Below are 15249 nucleotides of genomic sequence, written 5' to 3' on the forward strand. Positions count from 1 at the left end.
CTCAGTCATTCGCCACCGTCCCGGTGACGGAGGCGCGGACCAGTCGCTCTTCGGTGAGGTCGTCCCCCGCCAGCCGCTCGACGACGGCGCCCTCGTACATCACGGCGACCTCGTCGCACAGGCCGACCAGTTCCATCGTGTCCCCAGAAGTGATCAGCACCGCCACGCCGCTGTCGGCGAGCCGGCGGAGCAGATGGTAGATCTCGCGTTTGGTGCCGACGTCGATGCCGCGGGTCGGTTCCGCCAGCAGCAGGATCCGCGGCCGGGTCGGCAGCCAGCGGGCCAGCGCGACCTTCTGCTGGTTGCCGCCCGACAGCCTGCGGGCCTCCTGCTCCGGGCCCGTCACCCTGATCCGCATCCGCTCGACGAGGTCCTCGACGAGCCGCGCCTCCGCGCCCCGGTCGACGGTCAGCAGCCGCCTGCCGGGCGTCACCACGTCGAGGTTGGTGAGGGCCAGGTTGGCGCGGACGGTCTGCGCCACGTGCAGCCCCTCGACCTTGCGGTCTTCCGGGACGTACGCGATCCGGTGCCGGATGGCCTCGCGCGGGGAGGCGAGGCGGGCGGGACGTCCGTCCAGCTCGATCCGGCCGGTGTGCCGGACGAGCCCGAACAGCGCCCGCAGCACGGCCCGCTGCCCCTGCCCTTGCAGCCCGCCGAGGCCGATGATCCGTCCGGGCTCCAGATCGAGGTCGACGCCTTCGCAGGCGTCCGGGACGGTAAGCCCGCGCACCCGCAACACCGTCTCCCCGCCGACAACGGAAGCCTCGTCCTTCTCGGAGGCGACCTCCTTGTCCGCGGCGACCTCCTTCTCGGAGGCGATCTCCTTCTCGGACGGTATGGCCGCGATCTCGTCCCCCTCGGGAACCTCGTCCGCGCCGCTCAACCCGGCCTTCGGCGGGAACAGGTCGGACAGCTCCCGCCCGATCATCAGCCGGACGATGTCGTCATGGTCGGTCTCCGCGCGCTCGCGGGTCGCCATCACCTCGCCGTCCTTCAGCACGGTCAGCCGGTCGGCGACGGCGAACAACTCGCCCATCCGATGGCTGACGATGATCACGGACGAGCCGGCCGCGCGCAGCTCGTCCACGACCGCGAAGACGCTGCTGACCTGGTCGTCGTCCAGCGCGGAGGTGGCCTCGTCCAGGATCAGCAGCCGCGGCCCCGAGGCGAGCGCCTTGGCCAGCTCGACGAGCTGCTGCTGCCCGAGCGGCAGCCGCCCGGCCCGGGTGAGCGGGTCGACGTCCAGCCCGACCCGGTCCAGCAGCGGCCGCGCCCGGCGGGCGAGGTCGCGGCGCAGGATCAACCCGCGCCGCGACGGCCACTGCCCGAGGAACACGTTCTCCGCGACGGTCTGATGCGGGTTGAGGCTGAGCTCCTGGTGCACCGAGCCGATCCCGACCTCGCGGGCCCGGTGCGGCGACCAGGAACGCAGCGGCTCACCGTCGTACGCGATCCGCCCCGAGTCGGGTGCCAGCAGCCCGGTGACCAGCGACAGGACCGTGCTCTTCCCCGCACCGTTCTCGCCCACCAGCGCGAGCACCTCGCCCGGCCGGACGTCGAAGCTCACCCGATCGAGGACCCGGTTGCCCGCGAACGACTTCGAGACCTGCTCGACGGCCAGAAGCGCCATCGTCACTTCCCGATCAGCTTGTCGATCTCGGGCTGCGGCAGCTCCTGGATCGGGTAGGAGTCGTCCGGCTGGTCCGCCTTGACGTACTGCGCCAGGTTCTCATCGGTGATCTTGGGCAGCGGCACCATGATCTGGTTCGGCACCGTCGCGCCGCCCGCCTTGGCCACCGCCGCCCGCAGCGCGATCACACCCAGGTAGTTGGGCTGCGCCGTCGACAACGACGAGAACCCGTCCTTCGTGTGCTGCTGCCACAGCTTCAGGAACCCGTTGTAGTTCTCACCGGTGATCGGGACGAGCTTCTTCTTCTGCTTCACCAGCGTCTGCAACGCCGCAGCCGAAAGCGCCCCACCCTGCGAGAACACACCATCGATATCCGGGTTCGCCGAGTACGCCGACGCGAACGCCTGCGCCGCCGGCGCCAGGTTGTACTCGCTGTGGACGTTCGCGGCGACCTTGATCCCCGGGTACTTCTTCAGCGCCTCCTCGGCGCCCTGCCACCGCTCCTCGCTGACCGCGACGCCCGCCGGCCCGTTGAACGCGATGATCTTGCCCTTGCCGCCCAGCTTGTCGCCGAGCCACTGGCCCATCATCCGGCCCCACTCCTTCTGGTCGGTGCCGACGCGCACGACCTTCTGGGAGGTGACCAGGCTGTCGAAGTTGACGACCGTGATCCCGGCGCCTGCGGCCTGCTCCACCACCGGGTTCAGCGCCGTGGACGACCCGGCGTCCACCAGGATCACGTCGTACTTCTGCTGGATCATCGCGCGGATCTGGGCGATCTGCTGCGAGGTGTCGCCGTTGGCGTTGAACACCTTGTAGTCGGCGACCTTGCCCTCGCCCTTCAGCTTCGCGACGTCGTCCTTGATCATCTTGTCGGTCTGCTGCATCCACGACGGCGTCAGGTAGATGGTCGACCAGCCGACCTTCAGCGCCTTGGCCTTGCCGCCGGACGTGCCGTCGCCGTCGCCGGACGAGTCGCCGGAGTCGACGCCGCACGCGGCGGTCGCGGCCAGCGCGCCGAGCGCCGTGACGGTCACGGCGGCGCGCGTGAATCTACCGATCATGGGGGTACTCCTCGTGACGATTCCGGAACCGGGCGGCTCCGGCGGTCTGGGCGCGGCGTCGGAAGGGGGACGTTCACGCTGTGCGCGGCGCCCGTCCCGGAGGGTGGTGGACGGCGGCGCCCCAGGGCCACTCGCGGGAGTGAGGCGGCCAGCAGATCGTGCATTCGGACCTCACCAAGCCCAGAGAGCCAGTAACCGGATTTCCGTGCCGGTAGCCCGGAGGTTATGGGCTCAGTCAAGCCGCGCGCCAGTTTTGCAACATATGATTTTGCACTGCAAAACTACCCTCTGACCTGCAACGTTAGCGAATCCCGCCAAAAGATCACCCCACCCCACCCGTCCGAAACCCACCAACCCCGCCCCCGCCCCACGGTCAGGAGACACCAGGCCAACACAAGCCGGTCAAGATCACTCGCCAGCCCCCCGGTCCAGATGCTTCGACGAAACCGACGACCAGCGGGGCGATCTGCCGGTCCTCGCCCCGCCCGCCATCAGGACCATTCGTCAAGGCACGCCGGAGGGGCCTGGGTCGGGAACATGGCGCCGTGTCTGGACCAAGACCTACGACTCACTCGTATGCGCAACCAGCAGCCGATCGGCTGAGGCGGACCTGTCAGAGCGACGTCGTCGAGGCCAGGTCCGCTCGGAGCTGGGGCACATGAAGCCCCCGGCCCTGGCCTCCTCGGGGGTTGAAACCAGGGCCGGAGGGTCTAGGAGGGACTCAAGCGATGATGTGCGACGGCTTGTCGAGCCAGACGTCCTGGCCCCCCTGCGAAACCGTCACACCGAAGCGGTTGCGGTCTGGCCGGCCAAGGTGGTTCCACAGCAACCAGGCACTGGAGACTTCGTCCCATAGATCTCGGTCGCCGTAGGTCGTGACCTCGTACTCGTTGGCGTCGGGAACGTACTCGACGGTTGCCCACGAACCGTATTCGCGGGAACCGGGGTAGGTCTCCCGGAGCCACAGAGTGGCTTCGCCACTGTTGTCCTCGGCCTCGCACAGGTCGTAGCGGACGGCCGGTGCCAAGGCGGTGATGACGACTCCGCCCCCGTAGGTCTCCCAACCTGGAGCGTCCTCGGACCTGCCGATGGCCCTCGGGTTGATTCGAGTGGCGTACTGCTTTGCCTCGTTCTCGTGGTGGACGAACGAGGCCAGGGTCCCCGACTCAGGTCTTTGGGACCTGAGCATCATGTAGCCGGCCGATGAGCTGATCCGGCCAACGGCCTCGTCTCCGGTCTGGACGAGGGAGAGCTTGTGCCCGTGCCCCCACGGAGGGCACCACGGCATGACGGCAAGTCCGCCGGGGCGTAGCGCGGCCAGCCAGGACCACGGGATCTGTGCGACCCCTGCCGTCACGTGAAGCCTGTCGAACAGGTCGGGGGAGTTGAAGTCGAGGGCGTCCAGGTTGAGCACCCGGACGCCGGTGAAGCCGAGCCGGTTGATTCTCTCTTCAGCGGACTGGGCGAGGTCGGGGTCCACCTCGATGGACACGACCCGCCCGTGTTCGCCGACGATGTGTGACAGCAGACATGCCGTCCAGCCCGACCCGGTCCCGACTTCCAGGACGCGGTCACCGGGACTGGGAGCCAGGAGTTCCCCGAACTGTGCGACTACGCCGGGAGCCGATACAGACGAGGTGAACCAGCCCTTCCCGCTGGCGGGGTCGCCCTTGCCGTCATCGCATTGGGTGATGATTGAGGCGTCGGAGTAGACGGCCATTTTCCACTCGTCGAGACGAGCCTTCTTGTCGATGGGGTAAGGCGGGGCGTCGTAGTCGGGGTTGACCCATGCGCGTTCAGGGACGAACCGCTCACGTGGTACTGCGATGAACGCCTGCGCCCACTCGGTTTGAGTGAGGTCGCCCTGGCGCGCCAGGATGCGGTTCAGGCCGTGCGCGTCCTCACCCTTGACCAGGCCAGGGCCCTCATTCACGTCACTCGCTCCTACCGCTTGCCGTCGCCGGAGTTGCCCTTGGTGCCGTCACCCTTGCCGCCGTGACCGCCGCCCTGGGGGCTGTTGCCGTCGCTCCCCTTGCCGTCGCTGTTTCCCTTGCCACCGTGCTGTCCCATTTTCATCCTCCCGTTGCTGAGGGGGAGGGCCCGGACAAAGGTCGTCCACCCGCGCCGGGGCCCACTACACGTCACGACCTACCTAGGGTCGATAGACCACCTTCTTTCTTCTTACGGAGAGCTCACCGAGGCCAGGTCCACTCGGCGTTGGGGAACATGCGGTACTTCAACAGCCGGTCGACCCGCTCGGCCGCCTGCTTTGCGTCGCCGCATGGGGACAGGAATCCGCCGCGTCCTTTCCCCGCCTCGAAGTAGGCCCAAGTGCCGCCCGGCGTCGCCCGGACGGTCACCACGGCCCCGACGTCCTCTGCCGACCCGCTCGCGTAGACCCACAGCAGCGGCACCGGAAATCCGTTCTCTTCTTTCTCGTACAGCTCCACGCACCGCCAGCCTTTCGGCTTGAGCGCGACGACAAGGAGCTCCAGGTTCCGCACCGCCGCCTCGTCCCCGAGGAGCGTCCGCCACCGCAGGACGGCCTGCCACCGCCCGACCGCCTGACGCACACCCATTCCGGCACCTTTCCGTGCTCGCTGCTCGGCTCACACGCACACGTCATGCGGTCACGCGCGACCAGACCCACTTCCCAGCCGGGTCGGTCGGGGTCACCCCGCACTCGGACGACAACAGCTCCACGACGGGAAGCCCTCGACCGCCCGTTCCGTCGTCGCGTCCCATCTCCAACGCCGAAGCGTCCGGGGACACATCTCCGGCGATCGTCTCCAGTGTCCGTTTGCGCACCGGCAGGACGTCCGAGGAGTCCCAGACGGCCAGCAGCACCCCGCCCGCCTCGCGCGTGAGCCGCACCCGCATCTCCTGCTCAAGCGTGTGCCGCACCGCGTTCGTCGCCAGCTCGCTGGCGATCAGCGTCACGTCGTCGCGCAGTGCGTCCAGCCCCCACGAAGCCAGGCGCAACTCCACCAGCGTCCGAACCTGTCCCGGCACTGTCCGCGCCGCCAGGCACGTCAGGTCCAGCCCGGCATCGGGCACCACGTCCGTGCCTACCGGTCCGCAACCCATCACGACCACCGCGCCAACTGCCGCAGCATCAGCACGGCCCACTCCGCCGCCGGTTCGTCCAACGGCTCGCCCCTACGATGTGCCATGGGCCGGAACCACCTTCCGGTCAAGGGCTCGGCCAGCGGGGCAATCGCTGCGTCCGGGCCCGTCTTGTCGTGAGGCATCGAGGATGCGTCCGAACTGCCGGACGCTTGAACACCGTTCCCAGGACGTCTAGGACGTTTCCGAGTTAGCGTTGAGAACGTCCTATCCGTCCCGCGAGGGGGTGCAGGTGTGCCGAACGATGCGCTACGACAGGCCATGACCAGTGCGAGACTGACAGAGCAGGAACTCGCCGAAGCTTGTCAAGTGGACGTGAAGACCGTGGCCCGGTGGGTAGCCGAAGAAGATCGCACACCGCACCCGCGTCACCGCTGGGCAGCTTCGGACGCCTTGGGAGTTGATGAGGGCATGTTGTGGCCTGACGCCATCCGCAAGAACGTGAAAACCGGACCGGACCGCGAGATCGCGGCGGTATATCCCTACCGCTCGGCCTGCCCCAAGTCCGTCTGGCGTCGCCTCATCGGCGAGGCGAGCAAGGAACTGACCTTCGCCGGCTACACGAACTACTTCCTGTGGCTGGAGATCCCCAACCTCCGGACCGTCCTCCGCCGTAAGGCCGAAGGCGGCTGCCGCGTGAGGTTCCTGGTCGGAGACCCGGAAAGCGACGTCACGCGGCACCGCGAGCAACTCGAATCAGTGCCGCTCACCGTGAGCACGCGGATCAAGATCACCCTCGACGAGCTTTCCAAGGTCGCGGACGTGCCGGGCATCGAGGCCCGCTACGGCGACGACCACATCGCCATGAGCGTCTTCGTCTTCGATGACGAGATGCTCGTGACTCCGCACCTCGCGCACCTGGTGGGGCACGACTCCCCGATGCTCCACATACAGCGCCAGCAGGACGACGGGCTCTACGACCGTTTCGCCTACCACGTCACCGAACTATGGAACGGCGGACGCGCCATCGCGGAATTCACTCCGCAGTAGCCGGGTCAAGCCCGGCGCAGGACGGTTGGGCGGACGCGGCCCAGGCCCTGGAGGGGGCGGGGGCGGAGGGGTGTGGTGTCGTAAGCGCCGGACGGCAGTGCGGAGACCAGGGCTGTGTCTATGAGGACGGTGCCGGGGTAAGCGGTGGACGTCAGGCGGGCGGCCAGGTTTACCGGGGTGCCGAAGACGTCGCCTAGGCGCTGGATGACTTCGCCGTAGGCGAGGCCCACGCGGACCTTTGGGAAGTCTGGGTCTTCGTTGAAGCGGTCCGCGATGCGCAGGCCGATCTCGGCGGCGGAGCGGGGGTCGGACGCGACGAACAGCACCTCGTCCCCGAGGGTCTTGACGACGCGGCCGCCATGCTCGGCGATGATCTCGGCGGTCGTGGACTCGAAGTGCTCGATGAAGGCGGCCAGGGCGTCGCCGTCCAGGCGGCGGCTCAGGCGGGTGAAGGAGACGACGTCGGCGAAACCGGCCGCGAGGTGCGCGAGGCCGGCGGCGGGGTCGGACTGGGCGCTGGCCGTCGTCGCGGCGGCGCGCATCCCGGCGGCGGTGAGCTGGCGGCGCCAGCCGTGCAGCAGGAGGCGCTCGAACGCCGGGCGGAGTTCCTCGGTGGCGGCGAGGGCGGCGGCGACGAGGTCGGGCGTCATCGGCTCGTCGGACGGGAGCTCGCCGAGGCGCTGCAACCAGACGTCGCCGAGCCAGCTGGCGAGTCGTCCCATCGTCTGGCCGACGGCGCGGGCGAGCTGGAGGACCATGTCCTCGTCCACCAGGTCGCTGCCGAGCAGGTCCTTGATCTCGCGGAGCGCGGCGACGTCGCCGTCGGTGAAAGCGACCTCGTCGTCGGGCGGGGTCGGGAAGCCGAGCGCCTGCCAGATGCGGCGCGCGTAGTCGTCGGAGACGCCCGCGAGCGCCTCGACCTCTTTGCGCGTGTAGCGCAGGGGGCCGCCGAGGAGCGTCTCCTCGATGTCGTCCGCCATGTGACCCGCCCCTATGTGCCATCGATCAATGTAACAATGGTGCCGGAGTAGGATCACGGCGGTCAAGATGGATGAATCCGGCGGACGGGACATGGCCGAGTACCGAATCGACGACCTGGCGCGGCTGGCCGGGAGCACCGTGCGCAACATCCGCGCCTACCAGGACCGGGGGCTGCTGCCGCCGCCCCGCCTCGAAGGCCGGGTCGGTCTGTACGACGACGCGCACCTCGCGCGGCTCCGCCTGATCGGCCAGCTCCTCGGCCGCGGCTACACCTTCGCCGTCATCAAGGACCTGTTGACGGCGTGGGAGACCGGCAAGGACGTCGGCGAGGTCCTCGGGCTGGAGAAGGTGCTCACCGACCCGTGGTCGGACGAGATCCCCGGCACGGTCGGCTACGACGAGCTCGTCGAGATCTTTGGCGCCGGCCTGGACGAGGACGAGGCCGCCCGCCTGCGCGACCGGACGATCGAGATCGGGCTGATCGAGCCGGACGGCGCCAAGTACCGGGTGCCGAGCCCGCGGCTGCTGCACGTCGGCGCCGAGCTGGTCGCGGCGGGCGTCCCGCTCGACGCGGTGCTCGACATCGCCGCGCAGATCCGCGACGACTGCGACGTGATCGCGGACCGGTTCGTCGGGCTCGTCCGGGAGCACGTGTTCGACCGGCTGGAGGAGCGTCCCGTCCCGGACGGCGAGCAGGTCACCGAGGTCGCCGCCGTGGTGCGCCGGATGCGGCCGCTGGTGAAGATGGTCGTCGACCCGTTCATCGCGCGGGCGATGGAGGCCCGCGTCCAGGCGGCGCTCGGCGAGCACCTCGAATCGGTCCGGGACCAGCTCGGCCCGGCGCCCGACCGGGGGGCCGGCTAGCCGTCAGAGGAGCGTGGCGCCCCAGACGACCGTGACCGTGTGCGGCACGCCGTTGGCGTCGGTGAAGGTGAGCGTGCCCTTGCCGGGCAGCCCGATGATCGCCGTGCGCAGCGTCAGCGTCAGGCGGGCGGTGCCGTCCTCGGGCATGCCGCCCCGCGTCTCGGACAGGACGAGCTGGCTGGACGACGTCACCGCCGTCCACGACACGGGCCCGCTCTTGGCCGCGAGGCTGACCTGCGCGGTCTTCGTGCCGTAGAGCTCGACCTTCGCCGGGGCGACGACGAGGACGCCGTGCTGGTCGGGCGCGTCGGACGAAGGCGGCGACGGGCTCGCCGGGCCCTCCGGGGCCTGCTCCTCCGTCTGCGGGCCGACGGGCATGTTGCCGGGACCGCCCGGACCGCCGCCCGGACCCTCGGCCGGCGGCCTGCCGTGGCGCGAGTCTGTCGGCGACTCATGCGTGATCGACGGCTGCGGATGCGTGTCGAACGGCGGCCAGCTGAGCGTGTCGCCGCTGATCCCGGGGCCCATCACGAACATGGCGGCGAACGCGGCGGCCAGCGCGCTCACCATTCCGCCGCCGGTGTACAGCCACCGGCGCGTGAACGGCGAGGGCACGTCCGGCTGGCTCGGCAGGCCGGACGGCGTGAGCGCGCCGCCCCGCGCGGCGATGTCGGCCCGGTAGCCGGCGAGCTCCGGGTCGGTCGCGGTGTGCATGACGCGGTGGCGGAGCGCCGCGGGCAGCACGGGGGCGGGCGCCCGCTTGAGCAGCGCGGTCGCGGCCACCCGGCCGCGGCGGCGGCAGGCGGGGCAGTCCGCGGCGTGCCGTTCCGTGGCCGGGTCGACGGGGGCGGCTTCGGCGCTCCCATGAAGCAACTGCCAAAGAGCCTTCGCGCGCGACTGCAGGCTGGGCGACTCCGGCTCCCGCTCCGCAGGCTCCGGCGGGTCGGACGGCTCGTCCTTGCCGGCCGGGGGACGGGCCGCGAGAACGGCGACCGCCGTGGGACGCGCCTCCTCCGGAGCGTCAGCCGCAGCGTCGCCGGACGTCGCGCCGTCGGAGGCGGCGGAAGCGGCGGCGGCGCAGGCGCGGTTGGCGCGGTGGATCTCCTTCTGCAGCGCGGCCTCGAGGTCCGTCCGCGACCTGCGCACCCGCAGCGCGGCGCGGCGCGGCGACATGCCGAGCGTCGCGCCCAGCCGGGTGGGACGCAGCCCGTGCCGGAACGCCAGCAGCATGACCTCCTGCTCGACGGGCGCCAGCCGGGCGAGGCAGGAGCGCAGGAGCCCGTGCAGCTCGTCCAGCGGCGGCCAGTCGGGGACGGGGTCGTCCGGCTCGGCGCGGTCGAGGAACGGGATATCGGAGAAGTCGGCGTCCCGGTCCCAGTAGAGGTTCTTGGCCCGGCCGCGCCGGATGCAGCGGCGCCGGGCCGCCCCGTACAGCCAGGAGCTCAGCTGCAGGTGGTCGCGCATCCGCGGCGCGCGGCGCCCGGCGTCGATGAACGTGTCGTGGACGATGTCCGCCGCGACTTTCTCATCACCGGACATTGACAGCGCGTAGTCATAAACGCGCTCACCGTATTCGTCGTAGAGCGCGGCGAGCGCGGCCTCGTCGCCGTCGTTCAGTCCCTTCACCAGTGTTCGGTCAGCCGTGTGCACGGAGGGGGACAACCTGGGCATTCACGCTCCCGGAACCGGCATGAGGCGTCCGTACCCATCGGGATCGTCCGGACATTCAGCCCACCTTGCATACACCCGCGAACCCCATCCGCACCACATGATGTACCGAAATCACCATTAAGGTGACCGCGGGGTGAGATGCCGCTTCTCTCCGTGATCACGCTACCAATGACTCGCCGTCAGAATCGAGTCAGCAGACCGCGCCGGACGTCTCGCTCGGGGCTAGCGCTGGTCGTCGAGGGCGTCGTCGTCGCGGAGTTTGGCCATGGCGCGGGAGACGGTGGACTTGACCGTGCCGACGCTGATGCCGAGGGCTGCGGCGATCTCGCGTTCGGACATGTCCTCGTAGTAGCGGAGCATGACGGCGAGGCGCTGCCGTTCGGGGAGGCGGCGGAGGGCGCGGCCGAGCACGTCGCGCATCTCGCTGCGGTCGGTGTGGTCGTCGACGGGGCGGTCGGGGATCTGGTCGGTCGGGTACACGTCCAGTTTCCGGCGCCGCCACCAGGAGATCTGCGTGTTGACCATGGCGCGGCGGACGTAGCCGTCGACGGCGGCGGGGTCCTCGATGCGGTCCCAGGCGAGGTAGGTCTTGGCGAGCGCGGCCTGGAGGAGGTCCTCGGCCTCGGCGCGGTCGCTGGTCAGCTGGGTGGCGGCGCGGAGCAGCACGTTCCCGCGTTCCGCCACGTACTCGCGGAACTCCTCGTGCCGCGTCCCGTTCACGTCACCACCGGACCAGGGGTTGCGGAGCCGCCGCCACGGCGAACTCTCGGTACGGTCGACGATCGCACGCCGATCGTAATTTCGGGCCTACACAAATTACTTATCCGGGTCAACCAGTGGATAATCTTTATCCCAGGTAGATCAAACGTCCTCCACCGGCTGACTTATCGCGACAAATCCGTCGACAGCGCGAGTCACCGCGCGTGACCCTTGACTCACTGTCCTAACACCAGTGGCCCAGTGTGATGATTCGATGCCGGAGCGCCGCGATGCCGCCAGCCCAACGCCGTGGAGCGAGCCGCCGCCGGCTGCGCGCCTCCGTCCTCGGAACGCCCGCGGACGCCGGTCTGCCAGAACGCGCTGAGCGTCCGCTGGACGCGGCGTCCGGCATCGTCCTCGACGCCAGCCCGCACCTGCTGGTGCTGGGCACGGACGGGGGCGAAGCCCGGGGCACGGAGATGCGGTTCGCGATGAGCGAGGCCACGCCGGTCTGGCACGGCGGGCGCGGGGGCCTCGCCGCGCTCCGTCCGGGCCGCAGCGTGGTCGTCCGGCCGAAGGACGCCGGGCTCGTCGCCGACGGGACCGGCCGGGACGGGACGTCCCGGGGCGCCTCCATCGCCGACCGGATCTGGGTCGACATCGGCCGGGTCGCCGGCACGATCCTCGCGTGCGGGCGCGACGCCGTGGACGTGGACATGGGCCCGCATCGCGGACGCACCCGCGTGGTGATCCCGCCGCGCGCCCTCGAACGGGTCCTGGTGCGGCATCCGCGGCTTGAGCCCGGATACCTGATCGACGTGATCTGCGTGCGGTCCCCGGACGGGCCGCGGGCGGTGCGTCCTGGCACGTCGCAGCCGGGTTACCGGGCGGACGACCTCGCCGCGCCGGAGGTCGCCGCGCCGGTGCCCGACGTGCTACGCGGCACGGCGACGTGGTTCGGGGGCCTGGACGACCCGCCGATGGACGGGGCGGGCGCGGCGGACGGGGCGGCCTACCCGGCGGTCGATTCCGAGGGGGACGCCGGGGGATGCGCGGCCGCCCCGTCCGGCTGCGTCGCCTTCCCGTACCTGTCGCTCGGCAGCGACGTCGTCGTCCACAACGAGTGCGGCGGGCGGGCCGCGCCGGTGCCGGTCGTCGAGTGCGGCTGCATGGCGGCCCGCTTCTGCGACCGCTGCGTGGACTGCGGCGCGTCGCCGCGCGGGCGGATCGTGGAGCTGACGCCCGCCGCGTTCGCGGGGCTCGGCGGCGACCTGGAGACGGGCTGCTTCAACGCGGCCGTCCGCCCGGGCGCGCCGTCCACGACGGCGGAGAGGACGGCGTCATGGTGACCGCGTTCCAGAACTCGCAGGTCCTGCTGCTGGCGGCCGTGCTGCTGGCGGCGTGCCTGGCGAAGCTGACGGTCCGGGAGACGGCGGCGGACGCGTCCCACCATGTGCACGGCGTGCCGGTTCCGGCGGGGCTCGCGCGGCTGACGGCGCTGCGCGGCAACCGGGGGATGGCGGTCGGGCTCGGGCTCGGCGAGGGCGTCCTCGGGCTGGCGCTGCTGGTGACGTCGCATCTGGGGGTGCGGCTGGCGACGACGGTGGCGTTCGCCGCGGCGACCTGGGTGGTCGGCGAGCTGCGGGTCCGCCGCCCGGACGCCGGTTGCGGCTGCTTCGGCGGGCTGAGCGCCCGGAAGGTGGAGCGGCGGAGCGTGCTGCGGGCGGTGCTGTTCACCGGGGCCGCGGTCGCGTCGCTCGGCGCCCCGCTCGCCGGACTGGACGTGCTGCTGGACGTCCAGGCGCAGGTCGGGCTCGTGCTCGCGGTGGAACTGGCACTGTTCGCCGCGCTGTCCCCGGAACTGTCGGCGCTGGTGGAGCGGCGCGGGCTGCCGCACTGCACGGCGCGTCCGGCGATGCCGTGCGAGCGGCGGCGCAGCCCGATCGAGGAGACCTACGCGACGCTCTACGACAGCCCCGCGTGGATCGAGCACGAGAACGTCGTCGCGAGCGCCGTGCCGCTGGACGTGTGGCGCGAGGGCTGCTGGCGGTTCGTGGTCTTCCCGGCCCGGGTGGACGACCAGGACGTCGAGATCGTGTTCGCCGTATCGACCGCCGACCGCGACAGAACCGTCCGCTCGGCCCTGGTCACACCAACCCCCGCCCCAGCCCCGCCCCCGGCCGCAGCCTCGGACGCGGGCCCGGCTCCGGACGCTGCCCTGGACCCGGACACGGGCTCGGCCTTGGATGCGGGCCTGGTGTCAGATGCGGGCTTGGTGTCAGATGCGGGCTTGGTGTCGGATGCGGGCGTGGCCGGGGGGTCGCGGGGTCACCAGCTGCCTTCGGTTTCGTCGTCGGGGGGCGCGTCCTCGTAGGTTCCGAACTCGTCTTCTTGACGGGCGACGCCGTCCTCGTCGGGGAGGCGGAAGCGCATGGCGCCGCCCATGTGGGTCGGGGACTCGTCCTGGCCGTAGAGGTATCCGTCGTCCTGGACGGGTGGCCGTCCGCCCTGGTCCTGCTGCATGGACGACGACTCGTCGTCGCGGGCGAACTCGTTGTCCGGGTCCTGGCCGCGGAACCGGTCGTCGTGTCCCATGGTTCCCCCAATATCCGTCTTGTTCGGACACGTGGCACGCACGGTCTTACCCAGCCGGCCCCGCGCATGCGCCGGCGCGCCCGCTCTTCGCTCCTCTAGAGCTTTCTACGAAAAACCTTAGACATTCATAGAAAGAGCGAGAGGGCATGCGAGCAGAATCTACGGCTTTATACGGCCGCCGCTAGAAAGCTGAATATTCACCGGACGACACGACTCCATGCGTCTTTCTATCCTTCTCTAGCGAAAAGGCTAGAGAAGGATATGGAGACGAAGCGTCCGGTCGGGTCAGGCTGGTTGGGAACGGATGAACTGGCCGAAGTGCGGCACGGTGAACGCGATCATGCCGCGTTCGGCGCTGTAGATGAGGCCCTTCTTGATGAGGCCGTCGCGGGCGGGCGACAGGCTGGACGGCTTGCGGCCGAGCTCGTCCGCGACCGAGGCCGTGGGCACCGGGTCGTCGCCGAGCATGGCCATGGCGCGCATGTAGTCGCGTTCGGCCGGGGTGGCGCGCTCGTAGCGGCTGCCGAAGAAGCCGACCGCGAGCTCGCTCTCCGCCTCCGGCGCGGCGACCTTGATGTCGTCGGCGGTGATCGGGGTGTCGGGCGCGACGTCCCAGACGACCTTGGCGTACGCCTGGACGAAGTAGGGGTAGCCGTCGGCCGCGCCGTACAGCGCGTCGAGCGCGTCCTCGGTGAACGTGACCGCCTCCCGCTCGGCGGGGGCCAGCAGGGCGTAGTCGGCGGACTCGCGGTCGAGCCGGTCGATGCGGGCGTAGCGGAACAGCCGCTCGGAGTAGGACTTGCTGGCGGACAGCACGGCCGGCAGATGCGGCAGACCGGCGCCGACCACGATCAGCGGGCCGCCGACCTGCGACAACTCGTGGCACGCGGCGCACAGGGCGGACACGTCGTCGGCGGGGATGTCCTGCATCTCGTCCACGAACAGCGCGATCCCGGCGCCGACGTCGGTCGCGACGGACGCGGCGTCCACGAACAGCTCGGTGAGGTCGATCTCCAGGTCGCCGGAGTCGGCGCGTCCGCGCGTGGCGGGCACGTCGATGCCGGGCTGCCAGCGGTGCGCCCGCGCCTTGCTCTTGCCCGACGGCTCGGGCTCCGACTGCGCGAACGCCTTGAGCACGCCGAGGAAGTCCTCGATGCGGTCGGGGGCGCGGTGCCGGGGCGCCAGTTCCCGGACGGCCCGGTGCAGCGCGGACGCGACCGGCCGCCGGATCGACTGGTCGGGCCGGGCCTCGATCTTCCCCGTCCCCCACAGCCGCTGGATCGCCATCGACCGGAACGCGTTGAGCAGCACGGTCTTGCCGACCCCGCGCAGCCCGGTGACGATCATGCTGCGTTCGGGCCGGCCGCGGGCGACCCGTTCGAGCACCACCTCGAACTGCTTCAGCTCACGGTCGCGGCCGGCCAGCTCCGGGGGACGCTGACCGGCACCGGGGGCGTAGGGATTGCGCACGGGGTCCACGCTCTCGGACTCTATGAGGCGATATAGCTGCGGCCGTAGATTTGCGTAGAAACCGCTACGGCGTGTCGCGCGCTCCCGCCGCCGTCCGCAGTGCGCCTGGACGTCCTGCCTGGTGGCAACAGTCGCCGCCATGACGCCTCCCCGGCGAGC

Annotated in this window: 15 protein-coding genes; 4 read left to right on the forward strand and 11 right to left on the reverse strand. The window is 70.6% G+C overall.

Features of this window, described 5'->3' with window-relative positions; all coding sequences use genetic code 11:
* Position 1 precedes the first annotated feature (1 nt).
* The 6 genes from ACH35V_RS15870 to ACH35V_RS15895 all read right to left on the reverse strand — a co-directional run bounded on the left by ACH35V_RS15870 (position 2) and on the right by ACH35V_RS15895 (position 5781).
* A complete protein-coding gene (locus ACH35V_RS15870) occupies positions 2 to 1630 on the reverse strand; it encodes a sugar ABC transporter ATP-binding protein (RefSeq protein WP_395973038.1) in 1629 nt (542 codons plus the stop codon).
* A gap of 2 nt (positions 1631 to 1632) precedes the next feature.
* On the reverse strand, positions 1633 to 2694 hold the full coding sequence (locus ACH35V_RS15875) for an ABC transporter substrate-binding protein (protein ID WP_395973039.1): 1062 nt from the start codon (positions 2692 to 2694) through the stop codon (positions 1633 to 1635).
* Positions 2695 to 3415: 721 nt separating this feature from the next.
* Positions 3416 to 4627, reverse strand: coding sequence for a methyltransferase domain-containing protein (locus ACH35V_RS15880; protein ID WP_395973040.1), 1212 nt, complete (start codon positions 4625 to 4627; stop codon positions 3416 to 3418).
* An 11-nt stretch (positions 4628 to 4638) separates the two neighbouring features.
* Positions 4639 to 4764: a hypothetical protein gene (locus ACH35V_RS15885; RefSeq protein ID WP_395973041.1), complete on the reverse strand. Its 126-nt coding sequence runs from the start codon at positions 4762 to 4764 to the stop codon at positions 4639 to 4641.
* A 122-nt stretch (positions 4765 to 4886) separates the two neighbouring features.
* Positions 4887 to 5273: a hypothetical protein gene (locus tag ACH35V_RS15890; protein ID WP_395973042.1), complete on the reverse strand. Its 387-nt coding sequence runs from the start codon at positions 5271 to 5273 to the stop codon at positions 4887 to 4889.
* A 43-nt stretch (positions 5274 to 5316) separates the two neighbouring features.
* Positions 5317 to 5781, reverse strand: coding sequence for an ATP-binding protein (locus ACH35V_RS15895; RefSeq protein WP_395973043.1), 465 nt, complete (start codon positions 5779 to 5781; stop codon positions 5317 to 5319).
* Between the two features lie 348 nt (positions 5782 to 6129).
* Between ACH35V_RS15895 and ACH35V_RS15900 the strand changes: the two genes are divergently transcribed.
* Positions 6130 to 6810, forward strand: a complete 681-nt coding sequence (locus tag ACH35V_RS15900; RefSeq protein ID WP_395973045.1) for an XRE family transcriptional regulator — start codon at positions 6130 to 6132, stop codon at positions 6808 to 6810.
* A gap of 5 nt (positions 6811 to 6815) precedes the next feature.
* Here the strand turns inward: ACH35V_RS15900 and ACH35V_RS15905 are convergent, their stop codons facing one another.
* Positions 6816 to 7790, reverse strand: coding sequence for an adenylate/guanylate cyclase domain-containing protein (locus tag ACH35V_RS15905; protein ID WP_395973047.1), 975 nt, complete (start codon positions 7788 to 7790; stop codon positions 6816 to 6818).
* A 91-nt stretch (positions 7791 to 7881) separates the two neighbouring features.
* Between ACH35V_RS15905 and ACH35V_RS15910 the strand changes: the two genes are divergently transcribed.
* On the forward strand, positions 7882 to 8655 hold the full coding sequence (locus ACH35V_RS15910; RefSeq protein ID WP_395973048.1) for a MerR family transcriptional regulator: 774 nt from the start codon (positions 7882 to 7884) through the stop codon (positions 8653 to 8655).
* Between the two features lie 3 nt (positions 8656 to 8658).
* Here ACH35V_RS15910 and ACH35V_RS15915 read toward each other — a convergent pair whose 3' ends face one another.
* Positions 8659 to 10281: an RNA polymerase sigma factor gene (locus ACH35V_RS15915; RefSeq protein WP_395973050.1), complete on the reverse strand. Its 1623-nt coding sequence runs from the start codon at positions 10279 to 10281 to the stop codon at positions 8659 to 8661.
* Between the two features lie 267 nt (positions 10282 to 10548).
* Positions 10549 to 11046, reverse strand: coding sequence for a SigE family RNA polymerase sigma factor (locus tag ACH35V_RS15920; RefSeq protein WP_395973051.1), 498 nt, complete (start codon positions 11044 to 11046; stop codon positions 10549 to 10551).
* A gap of 269 nt (positions 11047 to 11315) precedes the next feature.
* Here ACH35V_RS15920 and ACH35V_RS15925 point away from each other — a divergent pair, with 269 nt between their 5' ends.
* On the forward strand, positions 11316 to 12374 hold the full coding sequence (locus ACH35V_RS15925; RefSeq protein WP_395973053.1) for a hypothetical protein: 1059 nt from the start codon (positions 11316 to 11318) through the stop codon (positions 12372 to 12374).
* On the forward strand, positions 12368 to 13399 hold the full coding sequence (locus ACH35V_RS15930; RefSeq protein ID WP_395973054.1) for a MauE/DoxX family redox-associated membrane protein: 1032 nt from the start codon (positions 12368 to 12370) through the stop codon (positions 13397 to 13399). Before ACH35V_RS15925 ends, ACH35V_RS15930 begins: the two co-directional genes overlap by 7 nt.
* On the opposite strand, the gene ACH35V_RS15935 is transcribed toward ACH35V_RS15930, so the two are convergent.
* Positions 13354 to 13620 (reverse strand): hypothetical protein, encoded by a 267-nt coding sequence (locus ACH35V_RS15935; RefSeq protein ID WP_395973055.1) that lies wholly within the window; start codon positions 13618 to 13620, stop codon positions 13354 to 13356. The genes ACH35V_RS15930 and ACH35V_RS15935 overlap by 46 nt on opposite strands.
* Positions 13621 to 13905: 285 nt before the next feature.
* Positions 13906 to 15099, reverse strand: a complete 1194-nt coding sequence (locus ACH35V_RS15940) for an ATP-binding protein (protein ID WP_395973056.1) — start codon at positions 15097 to 15099, stop codon at positions 13906 to 13908.
* Between the last annotated feature and the right edge of the window lie 150 nt (positions 15100 to 15249).

The sequence above is a fragment of the Actinomadura sp. 1N219 genome (assembly GCF_044326405.1).
Taxonomy (GTDB): Bacteria; Actinomycetota; Actinomycetes; order Streptosporangiales; family Streptosporangiaceae; genus Spirillospora.

What these genes read in the sequence shown, in the direction of transcription:
- ACH35V_RS15925 (WP_395973053.1), top strand. Translation starts at nt 11,316, where the DNA reads ATGCCGCCAGCCCAACGCCGTGGAGCGAGCCGCCGCCGGCTGCGCGCC.
- ACH35V_RS15870 (WP_395973038.1), bottom strand. Translation starts at nt 1,630, where the DNA reads ATGGCGCTTCTGGCCGTCGAGCAGGTCTCGAAGTCGTTCGCGGGCAAC.
- ACH35V_RS15935 (WP_395973055.1), bottom strand. Translation starts at nt 13,620, where the DNA reads ATGGGACACGACGACCGGTTCCGCGGCCAGGACCCGGACAACGAGTTC.
- ACH35V_RS15890 (WP_395973042.1), bottom strand. Translation starts at nt 5,273, where the DNA reads ATGGGTGTGCGTCAGGCGGTCGGGCGGTGGCAGGCCGTCCTGCGGTGG.
- ACH35V_RS15885 (WP_395973041.1), bottom strand. Translation starts at nt 4,764, where the DNA reads ATGGGACAGCACGGTGGCAAGGGAAACAGCGACGGCAAGGGGAGCGAC.
- ACH35V_RS15910 (WP_395973048.1), top strand. Translation starts at nt 7,882, where the DNA reads ATGGCCGAGTACCGAATCGACGACCTGGCGCGGCTGGCCGGGAGCACC.
- ACH35V_RS15895 (WP_395973043.1), bottom strand. Translation starts at nt 5,781, where the DNA reads ATGGGTTGCGGACCGGTAGGCACGGACGTGGTGCCCGATGCCGGGCTG.
- ACH35V_RS15905 (WP_395973047.1), bottom strand. Translation starts at nt 7,790, where the DNA reads ATGGCGGACGACATCGAGGAGACGCTCCTCGGCGGCCCCCTGCGCTAC.
- ACH35V_RS15930 (WP_395973054.1), top strand. Translation starts at nt 12,368, where the DNA reads ATGGTGACCGCGTTCCAGAACTCGCAGGTCCTGCTGCTGGCGGCCGTG.
- ACH35V_RS15875 (WP_395973039.1), bottom strand. Translation starts at nt 2,694, where the DNA reads ATGATCGGTAGATTCACGCGCGCCGCCGTGACCGTCACGGCGCTCGGC.